The organism is Vogesella sp. LIG4 (genome assembly GCF_900090205.1).
GTDB lineage: Bacteria > Pseudomonadota > Gammaproteobacteria > Burkholderiales > Chromobacteriaceae > Vogesella.
In genome coordinates this window covers 2,731,890-2,747,124 of the sequence record NZ_LT607802.1, presented here as the reverse complement: position 1 = coordinate 2,747,124, position 15,235 = coordinate 2,731,890, and the positions used below count along the sequence as shown (strand labels likewise).

Sequence of the window (15,235 nt, the reverse complement as noted above, 5' to 3'; positions counted from 1 at the left end):
ACATCATGGCTGGCAACAGCAGATAAGCCCGCATCGTTCGTCCTTATGCCTTGTTGGTGCGCAGATCCAGCGCGATGATTTCGCCGCTGCGGCCGCGGCTGGCGCCGCCCATCCAGTACAGCATGTGCGGCATCAGGTCGACCAGGTTGCCGCGCTCGCTCTTGTCCTCGCCCGGGTGGGTACGCACGCGGAACGGCGAATTGACCGGCCCCGGCACCAGCAGATTCACCCGCAGATTGGGGAACATGTCCCATTCCGACGCCGCCACCTGCATCAGGTAGTTCAGCCCGGCCTTGGAAGCGCCGAACGCGCCCCAGAACGGCCCCGGCTGCTGGCCGTGGGTTTCGCCGATGAACACCACGCTGGCGTCTTCCGCCGCCTTCAGCAGCGGCAGGCAGGCTCGGGTGAGTGCGAACGGCGCCACGGTATTGATGCGGTACTGGTTCATCCACTCGTCGATACGCTGGTCGGTAAGCGGCGACAGTGCAAAGAAATGCTGCGCGCAGTGCACGATGCCATCCAGCCGCCCAACCGCGTGCTTGATCTGGTACGCCAGGGTGTTGAAGGCGTCGTCGGTGGCTTCCAGCAGGTCCAGCGGAATCGCCACCGGCTCCGGCGAGCCCTGCGCCACGATTTCGTCGTAAATCTTTTCCAGCCCGCGCACGCTGCGCGCCAGCAGTACCACGGTAGCGCCATGGCGTGCGGCGGCCAGCGCGGTTTCGCGGCCTACCCCTTGGGTAGCGCCGGTCACCAGAATTACGCGGCCGGCCAGATAGTTATCGTCAAAAGTCTGCATCATTGTTTTGTTGTCCAGTCCTGCATGAGGGCTCCGGCGGCGGCAATGCCGCTGCGTACTGCTCCTTCGAGAGTAGCCGGGTAGTCGGCACATAGCCAGTCACCCGCCAGGTAGCCCGATTTTACGGGAAGTCGCACATCGGGGCGTGGCAAGGCTACGTTGGCCGCAAAGGTGGCACGCCGTTCGGTAATTACCCGGCCTTGCCGCAGCGGCGGCAGTTGCGGTACGGCGCGGCGCAATTCCGCCTCGCAGCGCCGCACCAGCTCATCGTGCGATAGCGATTCGTGCGCCCCCTGCGCACTGATCACCACCGACACCAGCCCGGCTTCGCCACTCAAGGCCTCGCGGTCGAACCACCACTGCCCCAACCCGTGCACCTGCCCGGTCATTGCCGCCGGCAACACCACCCGGTCGGCAAACTGCAGGTATACGGTGCTTATCGGCTGGTATTGCCATGCCTTGAGCAAGTTTTGCAAGGCGGGCGCATCCACCAGTCGTAAAGCATGGTAGGGCGCGGTGGCCACGATGATGGCGTCGAAACGCTCGCCGGCCACGCTGCGGCTGCGCCAGTCCACCGCGGCGATGCGCTGCCCCAGGCGAATATCGGCGCCGCGTGCGGCCAACCATTGCAGCGCCGGCTCGGCAAACAGCGCGCCCAGATTGACGCGCGGCAGCAGCAGCCGGCTGTCCGCACCGCGCGGCGAGCCAAGGCTGTCGCGCAGCACATTGGCCAGCAGCTGCATGGAAGCCTGCGCCGGCGGCGTGTTGAGCGTGGCCAGGATCAGCGGCGTCCAGAAGCAATCCAGCAGCCGCTCGCCCTGCCCGTGCTCACGCAGCCAGGCCAGTGCGGCGACATCCTGCCCGATTCGCCAGCCTTGCACCCTGAGCCAGGTCAACAGGCGCAGCAGCGCCAGCTTGTCTCGCCAGCGCAGGCCGCGCGCGCCGAGCAGGCCGGCCAGCAGCTGCCACGGCGCCGGCCACGAGGGGCAGCGCATGCTGATGCCGTCCACCTGCTGCCAGCTCAGCGGCTGTGCGGCCAACGTTGCAGCGGTATCCACCCCTACCCGCTGCATCAGCCGCAGGCTGTCGCGGTAGGCGCCGATCAGGATGTGCTGGCCGTTGTCCAGCCGCATGCCGTCCAGCTCCACCGCGCGGGCGCGGCCGCCGGGCACGCGGCCGGCTTCGAACACGGTAAGGTTGGCCGCATCGGCCAGCTCGATGGCGGCTGCCAGGCCGGCCCAGCCGGCGCCGATGATGGCAACGCGCGGTGTCACGGCTTGTAGCCGAAGTTCCAGGTCTTCCACGCCAGCCAGATCTTGCGCCCCGGCGACAGCGACAACCGCTGGTTCAGCACCTTGCCCGGGCCGTCCAGCGCGATTTCGTCCAGCGTGGCGCGGTAAATGGCAGCCATCACCAGACCGATGCGCTGCGCCTTGCGGTCGCCCTGTGGCAGCAGCGCCCAGGCACGACGGTAATGCTCGTGTGCCCGAGCAATCTGGAACTGCATCAGCTCGGTGAACTGTGGGCTTTCCTTGTAGGCCAGCACATCCGCCGCCGGCACGCCGAAGCGCTGCAGGTCCTCCACCGGCAGATACAGCCGGCCACGACGCGCATCCTCGCCCACGTCGCGGATGATATTGGTGAGCTGGAACGCCAGCCCCAGCTCGTGCGCGTATTTCAGCGTGGCGCGATCCTGGTAGCCGAAGATCTGCGCCGACAGCTGCCCCACCACCCCGGCTACACGGTGGCAGTACAGTTGCAGGTCGCTGAAACGGTTGTAGCGCGGCACGTCCAGGTCCATCTGCATGCCGTCGATGATCTCGGCAAACCACTCCTGCGGCAGGTCGAAACGCGCCACCTGCGGCTGCAGCGCGCGCATCACCGGGTGATTGGGCGTGCCCTGGTACATGGCTGCCAGCTCGGTGCGCCACCAGGCCAGCGTGGTGCGCGCCACGTTGTCGTCGTGGATCTCGTCCACCACGTCGTCCACCTCGCGGCAGAAGGCGTACAGCGCCACCATGGCATCGCGCTGCTCCTTGGGCAGGTAGCGGAAGCTGGCGTAAAAGCTGGAACCGCTTTTCGCCGCCTTGTCTTCACAATATTGTTGTGGGGTCACACCCATCTCCCTCGTCTGGGCACCTCGAAAAACACCCGCTTTCGTCGCGATACTGCGTTGCTCACGAAAAATCCCTCCTTACATATCAGACATATGCGGCGTCGGGATTTTTCATTCGCGCCTTGTCTCGCTTAGAAACCCGGCGTTTTTCGGGTTGCCCGTCTGGCAAACGGCGCCCACAGCGCCTTGCCGATAATCACGGGCCAGTCTCTCCAGCCCAGTACCGGGCGATGGTTGAACACATCGCCACGGGCATCGTGAATCTTTTTCAGAATGCGCTCGCCGCCCAGCACGATCATGCGCAGCTCCAGGCCAAAACGCCCCTTGAGCTTGAGCGCCAGCGGCGAGCCGGCCTGCAGCATGGCCAGCGCGCGCTTCACCTCTTTATCCATCAGCATCGGCCACACGCCGCCGGCATTGCCGCGCGCAATCTGCTGCTCGCTGATGCGGAATTTCGCCAGATCTTCCTGCGGGATGTACACCCGGCCCTTCTGCCAGTCTATGGCCACGTCCTGCCAGAAATTGATCAGCTGCAGCGCGGTGCAGATGCCATCCGACATCGCCATGCTGCGGCTGTCGTGCTCGCCGTACAGCGCCAGCATCAGCCGCCCCACCGGGTTGGCGGAACGGCGGCAGTAGTCCACCAGCTCGGCAAAATCCTGGTAGCGGGTCTTTTCCACGTCCTGGCTGAACGCCGATAGCAAGTCATAGAACGGCTGCAGCGGCAGTTGCCGTTCGGCAATGACACCGGCCAGCGCCTGCATCAGCGGCTGTTGCGCCGGCTCGCCGGCGGCGATGCGGTCCAGCTCCTCGCGCAGCGCCTGCAATGCGGCCAACCTTTCCACCGCAGGGGCATCGCCCTCGTCGGCAATATCGTCGGCATGGCGCGCAAAACGGTAGATCACATGCACCGCCTTGCGCATGCGCCGCGGCAGCGCCAGCGACCCTACCGGAAAGTTCTCGTAATGATCCACCGCCATCGGCGCGCATCCATCTACAGGCAAAGCGCGCATTATAAGCGAAGCGCGGCAGCGGCCTGTTTTCACTGCTTGCAAAATTTATGCTTGACGCCACGAAAGCCGTGAACTAATATGTGCTCCGCGTTGAACGACGCAGCGTCTGTGGGGGTATAGCTCAGCTGGGAGAGCGCTTGCATGGCATGCAAGAGGTCATCGGTTCGATCCCGTTTACCTCCACCACCAACACCTCAGAAAATCCGGCCGCTGGCCGGATTTTTTGTCCCCATCGTCTAGAGGCCTAGGACACCGCCCTTTCACGGCGATAACCGGGGTTCGAATCCCCGTGGGGACGCCAGTAGAAACAAAAAAGCCACCTTCGGGTGGCTTTTTTGCGTTTCTGCTCGACATTTCCTTGTGCGGCCAACATTGGCCACAGCACCGCAGCCTCTTCCTCTCCCACATCCCAATCAAGCTCACAATAGCCATGCTCAGCAAGCCCGGGCTCTGCAAGTCCAAGCCTTTCATTACTTTCCAAATTTCACGCTGACATTCGCGCTCTTGATCTCCTACCAATAGCCCGAGGCACTGCCATACGGCTTGAGCGACCACGCCATGCCGCCAAGAATCAGCACGCAGGTATCCCGCTGGCTGGCTTGGCGCAAGCGTTCTTTTTCAATGCTCAGGAAGGGGAAATCGAGTGTGCAGCGCGATGCAGGTAGCAGGTGCACTGCACCATGTCGTGGCCGGCCAGCAGAAAGCGTGTCTCACACGCCGTCAGATCCGACTCGACATGAGTAGTCAGAGACATGATGGCTCCGTTCAGGTTCGGGAATGGAGCCATAGCATCAGCCGAAGACTGAACAACTCCAAACCCTTGTTAGCAAAGGGGAAGTTGTCATGTCGGCTTTCGATATATGAGAAGTGTGACGCAAGAGTGTACGTAGCCCGAGGGACTGATATAGGCCTCTATGCCTGCCCTCACGATCTAGGATTTGTGCGCCGCCTGTAGACCAAGGAAGTAGTTGCCGTTGACATTAACTAACATAGCGGACACCATCAACAAGGACAAGGGCATTTTTCGGGATATAGCCGTAGCCCCCCGTGTTACCAAGTCGGGAGTCTTAACGACTGAAATCGGCTATTAGCAGCCAGACACAAAAGCACGTCCAAAGCGGACGGGCATGGATGCTGTCCGCATGATTCATCCTTGATAATCGGACTCCATCGGGTAATTTCAATGCCATACAACGGCGCAGGGGGAGATTTGAATGGCACTCACAAATGCCTACGTGCAGGTTTATGGTCAGTTGCCTGAAATATTTCAGCGCATTTCGGAAGCAGCCGCTCCCGACAAGTTCACAAATCAGCATCTGAAGGATTGGGGATATACATCATCCAATTTCCGCGCCGTAATCCCAATCTTGAAGGCGCTGGGCTTCCTGTCGGCGGAAGGTACACCTACGAGCCGCTATCACGACTATCGCGGTGCTCACCCACGGCAGGTGATGGCCGAAGCGATCAAAGAGGCCTATGGTGATCTTTTTACGATCAAAGCAAAGCCCACTACCGCTGACCGCGACCTAATCGAAGGCAAATTCAAGAGTGCCCACAACGCAAGTCCCAACACTGCAAAACTGATGGCAGCAACGTTCTTTGCTTTGTTGGATCTCGCTGACTTGAATTCGAAGCCACCGGCCCAACCAGAGATCAAGGTTGCCCCCCAAGAGGCACCGCCCCCAAAAGAAGCTGCCGAGGCATTGACAAAGGCGCACAGTCGTCCATCTCTGCACTACAACATCCAGATACACCTACCCGCAACAAAAGACATCGAGGTATTCAACGCAATCTTCAAATCCTTGAAGGAGCACCTCCTTGACTGACATCAGAAAAGACCTGCGCGACTATATGTTTCGGGGCCTCATGTTTGAATCAGAGGCTGGGCAATTTCAGGCTGCTGGTATCCAAGTTGGTGCCGATCATAGTCAAGCCGAAGAACGGCTCTTGTCCGAGGCACTAGCCCCTTTTGGGGTATCGCGTCGAAACGGTGCTCTTGAGATGGCTCGCCTGTATGCGGTCCTTCACTGCTTTGAAAACGAAGTTCGCTCTCTAATACGCGAAACGCTTGAGGAAAAGGAGGGGCCGGAGTGGGCCAACAAACTTCCTGCAAAGATCAAGCAGCATGCTGAATCCCGACAGAAGACCGCATTTGATGATTCATGGCTCGAAGGGGAGAAGTCAGACATCCTTGGCTTCGTTGACTTCGGCCAATTGGCGTCAATCATCCTGGAAAGCTGGAAACATTTCGAAGCCTTGATGCCATCTCAGCATTGGCTCAAACAGCGGATGGATGAACTGGAGAAGGCTCGTAATTTCATCGCCCATAACCGAATGCTCTTACCTAGTGAATTCCAGCGGATATATATGTATGTAGCGGACTGGAATAGGGTTATTGGCCTTTAGGCGGCCGTGTGGTCTAACCCATTGTTCCACCTGATTTGCGCGAAAAGGCGCGCAGATCAGTGAATTCAGACGTTGAATGTCAGCTTTCTGAAGTATCCAACTTCCGCTTAGGGTCGAAAGCAGAAGTCGTCTTGTCTGACTTGAGATTGACAGAAAAACTATTGAGCCATTGCCCAGCTGCATCCTCTTTGGCACGCCAAGCAGTACAGTAAAAAAGCCACCGTCAGGTGGCTTTTTACTTGTTGCAACTCACTTGCTTCACTGCAGGCTGCATACTCTAGATAAACACCGACGCTGGCACGTGGAAGCGCCCCACCAGCGCACGGATATGCCGCACGTTCAGTTCCCGCTTGCCGCGCAGTATTTCCGACACCACGCCCTGGGTGCCGATTTCCGGTAGGTCAGATTGCGTCAGCTGGTGCTGCTGCATCAGGAAACGTAGCGCATCCGCCCCGGTCACGTCCGGTAGTTGGTAGTGAACAGCATCGTAGTCGGCAACCAGTTCACCCAGGGTGGCCACCAGATCGGCAAGCGTGTGCTGTTCGTCAGCCGCACCAGCGTCCAGCAGCGTATTCATCACTGCCATAGCCCGCTCGTAGTCTTCTTCACTTCGAATGGGCGCAGCGGCACTACACGGCTCAGGGCGCTAAAGTGCGTGGCCAGATCCGCAATGTTCATGGTTTCCATTTGTCGTACTCCTTATGCGTCTTGCGCTGGATGGACTTGCCCAGTCACCCACAAATTGCATGACATAAATATGCCGCCTAGAATGCCATCAGACTATTCCGAGACACTCACATGGCACGCAGATCACGCAAGCAAGGGTTGGCCGCAGAGTTGATTGCCGCGCCGTGGCAGGTCAGCGCGGTACTGGCGGGGGTGGCTTTCATCGTGATGAAGGCGGTATTGCCGGCGGTGCTTGGTGGCAACCCGGTGTTTGCCATCGTGGTGATCATGCTGTCGCAGCTGGCCTGGCTGGTGGCCGGTTCCCTGTTATTGCTGGCGTTACTGTCCTGGCTGCGCAGCCGGCAGCAAGATGGAGGCAGCGCGGGCAAGCTGGCGCCGCTCAAGCCGGTGCAGGCTGAGCCGTCGCATTACGACACCCGCGTCAGCGACTTGATGACCTCCCCTGCCACGCAGAGCGAGCCGGCACCGGTGGACGGGCTTGCGGCCAACTGGTCGCTGGAGTTGATACGCGCGCTGGAGTGGAAGCGCTTCGAGGATGTGTGCCAGAAGTTTTATGAGCTGAAGGGCATACGCGCGGAGACCACGCCGCTGGGGCCGGATGGCGGCATCGATATCCGCCTGTTCCAGGATGATTCCGGCCGTGCCACTTCCATCGTGCAGTGCAAGGCCTGGGGTGAACGGTTTGTCGGGGTGAAGCCGGTGCGCGAGCTGCTGGGGGTGATGACGCACGAGAAGATCGCCAAGGCGTTTTTCATGACCTGCGGCCAGTACAGCGATGATGCCAAAGCAGTCGCCAGCAGCAACAACATCACGCTGATGGATGGCGAGATGCTGCTGATGATGTTCCTGCGTCTGCCGCAGCCGGCACGGGACGAGCTGCTGCGTTTTGCCACGGCTGGCGATTACCACATTCCCACCTGCCCCGGCTGTGGCGGCCGCATGCGCGCGGTAAGCGGCAAGGCCGGCCGGGCCAGTTTCTGGGGCTGCCAGCACTACCCGCGCTGCAAGCACACGCTGGGAATGCGCCAGGTTTAAGGTGCAAGGCAGGCCATTGCCGCAACCGCCGGGTCGTATTTGCCAGTACGCCCAAGGCAGTGATTACGTGTTGTCCCTCTCGGACCCAAGTACAAGACAAAACTACCCGGCCCCTTGCACATATGAAAAGGCACCTCCCAGGTGCCTTTTCCAGTTCATGAAACATTTTCGCCTTGCACGCCGCCTGGCCGACACGTGCCCACGCAATCATTCGCGGCCAGCGCGCTCCGCCGCTGCCATTTGCCGTCCGGCAGGCTCGCCCTGCCCGTTAACGCCAGACGCCGGCCTGGGCAAACAGAAATAAAGCAAGCAGCCTTGCTACCGTAGCTACGGCGTGAATGCCCCCACACCGATCGGGGTGCCCAGCCCGCTAGGGCCATCAAAACCAGGCAGGCCAGAACACAGATTATCGCTGCAGCCCGAGTTGGAATTTGATCCGGATTTCACATCATAAATCGTTGAGCCGTAATTCACGTTCCTGTAAATCGATGCAGTATCCAGCCCGTTGCCAGCCATAGCGTAGATTGCGGCAATAATCGGCGAGGCGAGCGAGGTACCACCGACAACAAACCAACCCGACTGGCCGTTATAGCCGTAAGAATCATATACAGCCGCCCCGGTGCCGGGGTCTGCATCGGCGGCCACATCGGCAATTACCCGATTATTGCAGCTAGGGGATGGATTGCCATGGATGAGGAAGTAATTTGATTGCCAAACGCTTTGCGGCAAATATTTACTGCAGCCGGAGCCCGAGCCGGACCAAACAGCTTCGCTATAACGCGTGTAACTACTGCCCGTCACGCTCAACATCAGGGTAGTCCCCCCCACGGCAATGACATTACGCGAAGCGGCAGGCCATTGCGCGCCATAGCCTGAATCGCCTGACGATACGGTGGTCAGAACCCGGCCGAAATACGTATCGTAGCTGGCTTCACCTGAAAATTCGCTTGAGCCCCAGGAGTTGGAAACGACATTCGCATGGGCAGCCGCATAATTCTCGGCGGCAAGCAGGTTGCTGATACTGCTGCTACTTGCCTCGACCAGCAGAATCCTGCAATTCGGGCACACTGCATGCACGGTCTGCACGTCAAGGGCGATTTCCAGCGCCCAGCCGGCATTGGCGCGCGGATAGTTGGTTCCGCCGTTCTGGTTTACTTTCCGGAAGCAGCCGTTCGCCGTAGTACAACTCGGCAACCCCCACGCAGTACTGTAATACGCCAGATCCTGCTCGGCCCTGGGGTTATCGTAAGCATCCACAATCGCCACCGTCATACCGCTACCGGGGCTACCGCTCAAGCCACTCAAACCGTAGGCGCCCTGGAATTGCGGGCTGCCAAAACCGCTGGATGGCAGTACAGGCGTACCGCTACCGCCAGCCTTGGTAGCCTGCGGCACCCCCTTGATGTCGGTTAAAACATGAGCGTGACAGCGAACCGTGCCGGCATTCGCAGGGCCTGGGCATACAGGAATGTGGTAATACGCCACTCCCGCCTTCGGCAGGATCATCGCATTTTGTGCTGCGGCCAAGCCGGCGGAGCCAAACAAGCTCACCACCAGTATTGCCCTGGCAAAATGCAATGCCATCAGGATGAAATTATTCATTATTCAAACCCTCCTGCATTAATGGGAAGAGTGACATACACTCCATTCATGCAGGATAGACCATCAAACTGATAGTACTATCGTGAAAAAACAAAAGTCATGGATCACCACAAGAATTCAACAAGCAGACTCCCCACGCCACGCCGGCCGCACAGCAATTCATTAAAAAACAGCCACTAGCGCACCAGCACATTAAATATAAATATGAATTTCCGAAAAATATTCAGATCAGTGTTAAAAAGGGGAATACAAAACCACCTTGGGTTCTCTGCAGTATTTCAAATATTTATCCTGCAAGGCTATCGACAGGAAGCCATCTTGGCTTTCCAACCTGCAGACCGTGCTTAGCTTAATTAGGCGCAACGTTTTTCACACCACTTCACGCCACCAGAAAATACCAAACATTGCAATTTGTAGCATGCGTTAATTACATGCACACGACCCTTATAAATATTCACTGTTATCTTAATATTGAAAACATCATGAATAAGCATTCAATCATTGTGGCTCGTCAATTTCGACAAGCTGAATCAGAGGAACTTCGTAAAAAACGGCTTCCAAACAGGGCAAGGCGAGAAAAAACTCGACGCTGCATATAGTTGATATGCAAGGATGAACTTCGCGAGCAATGCAATATCGCGACGTGGGCTGGCGTGAGTTCATTACTGCAAGCACACGCCAGGCATACGCAAACATGAAGATTGATACGCGTCGAGCACTGCGCGCTGTGCCGCTTGCGCCAGGCGGCACGCCATGTTGGCCGCATCCGGCAGCAATACCATGCACGCCACAGCAATATCGGGCAGCATAAGGCTCCGGCAGCGTAGCCGGCTGCGCTGCCACGCCTGCCAGTAGCACCACCATGCGGCCAACCTTGCCCGGCCTTGTCTGCCCGTCAGCCCCCAGCCATGGAGCACATCATGTCCCGACCACCCCTGCCCCCGTTTGATGCCACCACCGCCGCGCAGAAAGTGCGCATGGCGGAAGATGCCTGGAACAGCCGCGACCCGGCGCGTGTTGCGCTGGCGTATACCGAGGACAGCCGCTGGCGCAACCGCAGCGAGTTCCTGCAGGGCCGCGAGGCGATTGCGGCGTTTCTTACCCGCAAGTGGCAGCGCGAGATCGATTACCGGCTGATCAAGGAACTGTGGGCGTTTACCGGCAACCGCATTGCAGTGCGCTTTGCCTACGAATGGCGCGACGACAGCGGCCAGTGGTTCCGCAGTTACGGCAACGAGAACTGGGAGTTCGACGAGCACGGCCTGATGCGCGTGCGCATTGCCAGCATCAACGATCTGGCGATCAAGGAAAGCGAGCGGCTGTACCACTGGCCGCACGGCCCGCGCCCGGACGATCACCCCTCGCTGTCGCAGCTCGGGCTGTAAGCGCCTGTTCACGATCTGCTGCGCGTCGGCGATACGGCGTGAATCCGGCTCAGGGATGCGCATTGACTGCATGTCAATTACGCGCCCCCAGTTTTCGCCTTGTCTCGCTCTAGCCCGCTAGATCGTGAACACGCTCCAAGCGCCCTGCCGCTACAGGTATTCGCTGCGCAGGTCTTCCAGAAAGGCCTTGAGGATGTCGCCGCGCTGCGGCTCGCGTCGGGTCAGCACGTGGAAGGTCACCGAGTAGTGCAGTTGCTGCGGGTTGAGCGCCCGCAGCAGGCCCTGCTCCACGTACGGGGTGGCGAAGTGTTCCGGCAGATAGCCCAGGTGAAAGCCGGACAACAACAGCACGGCGATGGCTTCCATATTGTCCGCCACCGCGGTGACGTGGCGTTGCGAGGTGGCGTGCTGCGCCTCCGGCAGCGGGTAGCCACGCCAGGCCCAGTCGTAGTCGGCCACCTCGCCGGACTCCAGCGCGCCGGCACACTCGAACAGCGGGTGGCCCTGGCCGCAGTAGGCCACCTGCCGCTCCACGAACAGCGGCGTGTATTCCAGGCTGGGCAGCCGGTGCCAGAAGTAACCCACCGCCAGGTGCAGCTGGCCGTTCAGCACCTGTTCTTCCAGGTCACCCGGCGGGCGCACCTGCACCGAGAACTTCACCGCCTCGTCGCGCTGGCGAAAACGGGCAATGGCCTGGCTGATGCGGATGTTCTGCTGCACCGGGGTATTGCCGATCAGGCCGAGGTTGATGCTGCCCACCAGGCGCTTGCCCATGTGCCGTGCCTCGACGCAGAAATCGTCGATGGCCAGCAGCAGGCGGCGCGCCGAAATGACGAAGTTCTCGCCCTTCGCCGTGAGGCTGAAGCCGCCGCGGCCGCGCTCGCACAGCCGGAAACCGAGCCGGGTTTCCAGCGTGGACAGCTGGATGCTGATGGTGGACTGCGACACATTCAGCGCCGATTGCGCCGGCGTTACACCGCCGGCCTCCACCACCGCCAGGAAGACCCGAATCAGGCGCAGGTCCAGGTCGTGCAGGTTGTTGAGCATTCGTTCCTCTCCGCTTTCCTTACATTGATGCGCTTCAATGTGAAGGTTGCAAGTCTGTAATTCTTCCCTTGTGACAAGGTTTCTACACTCGATTCACACAACAGATTCCGGGTTTACCGGGAACGACGCAAGGGTGCCTCGAAAAACCCGGGTTTCTAAGCGAGACAAGGCGTGAATGAAAAATCCCGACGCCGCATATGTTTGATATGTAAGGAGGGATTTTTTGTGAGCAACGCAGTATCGCGACGAAAGCTGAGTTTTTAGAGATGCCCACAAGTGGAGAAACCAAGATGTCCCATCCTACCTTCCAGCCGATGAGCGGCAACGAGATGCCGCGTTTCGGCGGCATTGCCAGCATGATGCGCCTGCCGCAATGCGATTCCAGCGCCGGGCTGGATGCCTGCTTCGTGGGCGTGCCTTTCGACCTGGGCACGTCCAACCGCACCGGCACCCGCCTGGGCCCGCGCCAGATCCGCGCCGAATCGGTGCTGCTGCGCCCCTACAATATGGCCACCCGCGCCGCACCGTTCGATTCGCTGCGCGTGGCCGACATCGGTGACGTGGCCACCAACCCGTACAACCTGCACGACTCCATCCTGCGCATCGAGCAAGCCTTCGACGACATCATCGCCGGCGGCTGCCGCCCCATCACCCTGGGCGGCGACCACACCATCGCCCTGCCCATCCTGCGCGCCATGCACAAGCAGTACGGCAAGGTGGGCGTGGTGCACGTGGATGCCCATGCCGACGTGAACGACACCATGTTCGGCGAGAAGATCGCCCACGGCACGCCGTTCCGCCGCGCGGTGGAAGAAGGCCTGCTGGACTGCAACCGCGTGGTGCAGATCGGCCTGCGCGGCACCGGCTACGCCGCCGAGGATTTCGACTGGTGCCGCGAGCAGGGCTTCCGCGTGGTGCAGGCCGAGGACTGCTGGGGCAAATCGCTGGCGCCGCTGATGCAGCAGGTGCGCGAGATGCTGGGCGACGGCCCGGTGTACCTGAGCTTCGACATCGACGGCATCGACCCGGCATTCGCCCCCGGCACCGGCACCCCGGAAATCGCCGGCCTCACCGTGCCGCAGGCGCTGGAGATCATCCGCGGCCTCAAGGGCGTCAACCTGGTGGGCGCCGACCTAGTGGAAGTATCCCCGCCGTACGACCCGCTGGGCACCACCGCGCTGCTTGCGGCCAACCTTGCCTTCGAGATGCTGTGCGTGCTGCCCGGCGTCGAGTACCGCAGCTAAGGGGAGCGTGATGCAACAACAAGTACTCGCTGCCGCCGCGCAGCTGGTGGACGCCTTCGCCCGCCACGACACCGCCGCCTACTTCGCCGCCTTCGCACCCGAAGCCAGCTTCGTGTTCCACACCAGCGCACAGCGCCTGGACAGCCGCGCCGCCTACCAGGCGCTGTGGCAGCAGTGGGAGCGCGACTACGGCTTTCGCGTGCAGCGCTGCAACTCCAGCCAGCAGCAGGTGCAGCTGCTGGGCGAGGTGGCGATCTTCACCCACCACGTCGATACCGTGATCGCCGGCTTCGAGGGCGAGCAGCAGCTGCAGGAGCGCGAAACCATCGTGTTCCAGCGCCAGGCTGACGGCGCCTGGCTGGCGGTGCACGAACACCTGTCGCCGCTGCCGGCAGCCTGAGGGGATGAACATGAGCGAACACCTCACCCCGCCGCAGGCGGTGCTGATCGGCAACCTCTGGCAGCCGGGCAAGGGCGCCACGCTGACGGTGACCAACCCCGCCGATGAAAGCGTGCTGGCCACCCTGGCCGCGGCCGATGCCGCCCAGGTGGATGCCGCAGTACAGACTGCCCGCCAGGCGCTACCAGGCTGGCGCCGGCTGCCGGCGCGCCAGCGCGGCGAGCTGCTGCGCGCCATTGCCAGCGGCGTGGATGCCGCCCGCGAACGGCTCATTGCGCTGCAGATGCGCAATAACGGCAAGCCGCGGCTGGAAGCCGAGCTGGACGTGCAGGATGTCATCGGCACCTTCGACTACTACGCCGGGCTGTGCCTGCAAAGCGATGGCCAGCAGCCTGCTGCCGTGGCGCTGCCGGACGAAGGCTTCCGCGCCAGCGTGCGCCGCGAGCCGGTGGGTGTGGCGGCCTTGATCGTGCCGTGGAATTTCCCGATGGTGACCACAGCCTGGAAACTGGCGCCAGCGTTGGCCGCAGGCTGCAGCGTGGTGCTGAAGCCATCCGAACTCACCCCGCTGGCGGAAATCGAGCTGCTGCGTATCATCCATGCCGCCGGCCTGCCTGCCGGCGTGGTCAACCTGGTGTGCGGCGGCGGCGACGTGGGCGCGGCATTGAGCAGCCACCCCGGCGTGGACAAGATCTCCTTCACCGGCAGCAACAAGAGCGGCCAGGCGGTGATGCGCACCGCTGCCGAACGCATGGCGCGCGTCAGCCTGGAGCTGGGCGGCAAGTCGGCGCTGATCGTGCTGGACGACGCCGAGCTGGAGCAGGCGGTGCAGCTGGCCGTGGGCGGCGCCTTCTTCAACGCCGGCCAGATGTGCTCGGCCACCGCGCGCATCCTGGTTGCGCAGCCGCTATACGCCGAGTTCGTTGCCCGCTTTGCCGCCGCTGCGGCCAACCTTCGCATTGGCGGCAGCGAGGCCGACATCGGCCCGCTGATCAGCGCCGCGCAGTACCAGCGGGTGCAGGGCTATATCACCCAGGGCCTGGCCGATGGCGGTCGCCTGCTCGCCGGCGGGCAGCGCCCGGCGCAGCATGCGCGCGGTTACTTCCTGCAGCCGACGGTGTTTGCCGAGCTGCCGGCGCACAGCCGGCTGTGGCGCGAAGAGATATTCGGCCCGGTGGCCTGCGTGCGCGCCTTCGCGGACGACGCCGAAGCGGTGGCGCTGGCCAACGACAGCGATTTCGGCCTGGTGGCCACCGTGGTCGGCGGCGATGCCGCCCGTGCTGAACGGCTGGCCGCCGAGCTGGAAGTGGGGCTGGCCTGGGTGAACAGCCCGCAGCTGATTTTTCCGCAAACTGCCTGGGGCGGCTGCAAGCAAAGCGGCCTCGGGCGTGAACTGGGGCCATGGGGCCTCGCCGCCTTTCAGGAGATACGGCATGTCGTAACGGCCATCTGAGCCGGCAGTACAGCAGTGCAGTAACGCAATCAGGCCCCGCACAACAACAAA

At 61.3% G+C, this 15,235-nt stretch carries 15 protein-coding genes and 2 tRNA genes; 9 read left to right on the top strand and 8 right to left on the bottom strand.

Annotated features, from left to right (window positions below; all coding sequences use genetic code 11):
- Positions 1–43: 43 nt before the first annotated feature.
- From PSELUDRAFT_RS12930 to hpnC, 4 genes are all read right to left on the bottom strand, one after another.
- Positions 44–799 (bottom strand): SDR family oxidoreductase, encoded by a 756-nt coding sequence (locus PSELUDRAFT_RS12930; protein WP_088967226.1) that lies wholly within the window; start codon positions 797–799, stop codon positions 44–46.
- Positions 796–2,070 carry a hydroxysqualene dehydroxylase HpnE gene (hpnE, locus tag PSELUDRAFT_RS12925; RefSeq protein ID WP_088967225.1) on the bottom strand — a complete coding sequence of 425 codons (1,275 nt, stop codon included), beginning with the start codon at positions 2,068–2,070 and terminating at the stop codon, positions 796–798. The genes PSELUDRAFT_RS12930 and hpnE overlap by 4 nt, the downstream gene beginning before the upstream one ends.
- Positions 2,067–2,912 carry a presqualene diphosphate synthase HpnD gene (gene hpnD, locus PSELUDRAFT_RS12920; protein WP_088968491.1) on the bottom strand — a complete coding sequence of 282 codons (846 nt, stop codon included), beginning with the start codon at positions 2,910–2,912 and terminating at the stop codon, positions 2,067–2,069. The genes hpnE and hpnD overlap by 4 nt, the downstream gene beginning before the upstream one ends.
- Before the next feature lie 131 nt (positions 2,913–3,043).
- Positions 3,044–3,892 carry a squalene synthase HpnC gene (hpnC, locus tag PSELUDRAFT_RS12915; RefSeq protein WP_088967224.1) on the bottom strand — a complete coding sequence of 283 codons (849 nt, stop codon included), beginning with the start codon at positions 3,890–3,892 and terminating at the stop codon, positions 3,044–3,046.
- Positions 3,893–4,035: 143 nt separating this feature from the next.
- On the opposite strand from hpnC, the gene PSELUDRAFT_RS12910 reads away from it, so the two are divergent.
- Positions 4,036–4,111: transfer RNA gene (locus PSELUDRAFT_RS12910), tRNA-Ala, on the top strand.
- 39 nt (positions 4,112–4,150) lie between these two features.
- A tRNA-Glu gene (locus PSELUDRAFT_RS12905) sits at positions 4,151–4,226 on the top strand.
- Between the two features lie 324 nt (positions 4,227–4,550).
- Here PSELUDRAFT_RS12905 and PSELUDRAFT_RS19945 read toward each other — a convergent pair.
- A complete protein-coding gene (locus tag PSELUDRAFT_RS19945) occupies positions 4,551–4,679 on the bottom strand; it encodes a hypothetical protein (protein ID WP_255374054.1) in 129 nt (42 codons plus the stop codon).
- A gap of 460 nt (positions 4,680–5,139) precedes the next feature.
- Here PSELUDRAFT_RS19945 and PSELUDRAFT_RS12900 point away from each other — a divergent pair, with 460 nt between their 5' ends.
- Positions 5,140–5,751: a DUF5343 domain-containing protein gene (locus PSELUDRAFT_RS12900; protein WP_088967223.1), complete on the top strand. Its 612-nt coding sequence runs from the start codon at positions 5,140–5,142 to the stop codon at positions 5,749–5,751.
- Positions 5,744–6,331, top strand: a complete 588-nt coding sequence (locus PSELUDRAFT_RS12895; RefSeq protein WP_197693861.1) for a Swt1 family HEPN domain-containing protein — start codon at positions 5,744–5,746, stop codon at positions 6,329–6,331. The genes PSELUDRAFT_RS12900 and PSELUDRAFT_RS12895 overlap by 8 nt, the downstream gene beginning before the upstream one ends.
- Before the next feature lie 277 nt (positions 6,332–6,608).
- On the opposite strand, the gene PSELUDRAFT_RS12890 is transcribed toward PSELUDRAFT_RS12895, so the two are convergent.
- Positions 6,609–6,917 carry a type II toxin-antitoxin system HigA family antitoxin gene (locus PSELUDRAFT_RS12890; protein ID WP_197693860.1) on the bottom strand — a complete coding sequence of 103 codons (309 nt, stop codon included), beginning with the start codon at positions 6,915–6,917 and terminating at the stop codon, positions 6,609–6,611.
- Positions 6,918–7,129: 212 nt separating this feature from the next.
- Here PSELUDRAFT_RS12890 and PSELUDRAFT_RS12885 point away from each other — a divergent pair, with 212 nt between their 5' ends.
- Positions 7,130–8,053 (top strand): restriction endonuclease, encoded by a 924-nt coding sequence (locus PSELUDRAFT_RS12885; RefSeq protein ID WP_088967222.1) that lies wholly within the window; start codon positions 7,130–7,132, stop codon positions 8,051–8,053.
- Positions 8,054–8,380: 327 nt separating this feature from the next.
- On the opposite strand, the gene PSELUDRAFT_RS19445 is transcribed toward PSELUDRAFT_RS12885, so the two are convergent.
- Complete coding sequence (locus tag PSELUDRAFT_RS19445) at positions 8,381–9,655, bottom strand: S8 family serine peptidase (RefSeq protein WP_157725122.1); 1,275 nt, start codon at positions 9,653–9,655, stop codon at positions 8,381–8,383.
- A gap of 920 nt (positions 9,656–10,575) precedes the next feature.
- Between PSELUDRAFT_RS19445 and PSELUDRAFT_RS12880 the strand changes: the two genes are divergently transcribed.
- Complete coding sequence (locus PSELUDRAFT_RS12880) at positions 10,576–11,040, top strand: nuclear transport factor 2 family protein (RefSeq protein ID WP_088967221.1); 465 nt, start codon at positions 10,576–10,578, stop codon at positions 11,038–11,040.
- Positions 11,041–11,190: 150 nt separating this feature from the next.
- Here the strand turns inward: PSELUDRAFT_RS12880 and PSELUDRAFT_RS12875 are convergent, their stop codons facing one another.
- Positions 11,191–12,087, bottom strand: a complete 897-nt coding sequence (locus PSELUDRAFT_RS12875; RefSeq protein WP_088967220.1) for a LysR family transcriptional regulator — start codon at positions 12,085–12,087, stop codon at positions 11,191–11,193.
- A 290-nt stretch (positions 12,088–12,377) separates the two neighbouring features.
- Between PSELUDRAFT_RS12875 and speB the strand changes: the two genes are divergently transcribed.
- From speB to PSELUDRAFT_RS12860, 3 genes are read left to right on the top strand one after another with little or no spacing between them, the layout of a single operon-like run.
- Positions 12,378–13,331 (top strand): agmatinase, encoded by a 954-nt coding sequence (gene speB, locus PSELUDRAFT_RS12870; protein WP_088967219.1) that lies wholly within the window; start codon positions 12,378–12,380, stop codon positions 13,329–13,331.
- Positions 13,332–13,341: 10 nt separating this feature from the next.
- Complete coding sequence (locus PSELUDRAFT_RS12865; protein ID WP_088967218.1) at positions 13,342–13,731, top strand: nuclear transport factor 2 family protein; 390 nt, start codon at positions 13,342–13,344, stop codon at positions 13,729–13,731.
- Between the two features lie 10 nt (positions 13,732–13,741).
- Positions 13,742–15,184: an aldehyde dehydrogenase family protein gene (locus PSELUDRAFT_RS12860; protein ID WP_179947543.1), complete on the top strand. Its 1,443-nt coding sequence runs from the start codon at positions 13,742–13,744 to the stop codon at positions 15,182–15,184.
- The last annotated feature ends 51 nt before the right edge of the window (positions 15,185–15,235 follow it).

Bases quoted from the DNA above. Each gene is read 5' to 3' on its own strand.
- PSELUDRAFT_RS12930 (WP_088967226.1), bottom strand. From the start codon at position 799: ATGATGCAGACTTTTGACGATAACTATCTGGCCGGCCGCGTAATTCTG.
- hpnC (WP_088967224.1), bottom strand. From the start codon at position 3,892: ATGGCGGTGGATCATTACGAGAACTTTCCGGTAGGGTCGCTGGCGCTG.
- PSELUDRAFT_RS19945 (WP_255374054.1), bottom strand. From the start codon at position 4,679: ATGTCTCTGACTACTCATGTCGAGTCGGATCTGACGGCGTGTGAGACA.
- PSELUDRAFT_RS12900 (WP_088967223.1), top strand. From the start codon at position 5,140: ATGGCACTCACAAATGCCTACGTGCAGGTTTATGGTCAGTTGCCTGAA.
- PSELUDRAFT_RS12890 (WP_197693860.1), bottom strand. From the start codon at position 6,917: ATGGCAGTGATGAATACGCTGCTGGACGCTGGTGCGGCTGACGAACAG.
- PSELUDRAFT_RS12885 (WP_088967222.1), top strand. From the start codon at position 7,130: ATGGCACGCAGATCACGCAAGCAAGGGTTGGCCGCAGAGTTGATTGCC.
- PSELUDRAFT_RS19445 (WP_157725122.1), bottom strand. From the start codon at position 9,655: ATGAATAATTTCATCCTGATGGCATTGCATTTTGCCAGGGCAATACTG.
- PSELUDRAFT_RS12880 (WP_088967221.1), top strand. From the start codon at position 10,576: ATGTCCCGACCACCCCTGCCCCCGTTTGATGCCACCACCGCCGCGCAG.
- PSELUDRAFT_RS12875 (WP_088967220.1), bottom strand. From the start codon at position 12,087: ATGCTCAACAACCTGCACGACCTGGACCTGCGCCTGATTCGGGTCTTC.
- speB (WP_088967219.1), top strand. From the start codon at position 12,378: ATGTCCCATCCTACCTTCCAGCCGATGAGCGGCAACGAGATGCCGCGT.
- PSELUDRAFT_RS12865 (WP_088967218.1), top strand. From the start codon at position 13,342: ATGCAACAACAAGTACTCGCTGCCGCCGCGCAGCTGGTGGACGCCTTC.
- PSELUDRAFT_RS12860 (WP_179947543.1), top strand. From the start codon at position 13,742: ATGAGCGAACACCTCACCCCGCCGCAGGCGGTGCTGATCGGCAACCTC.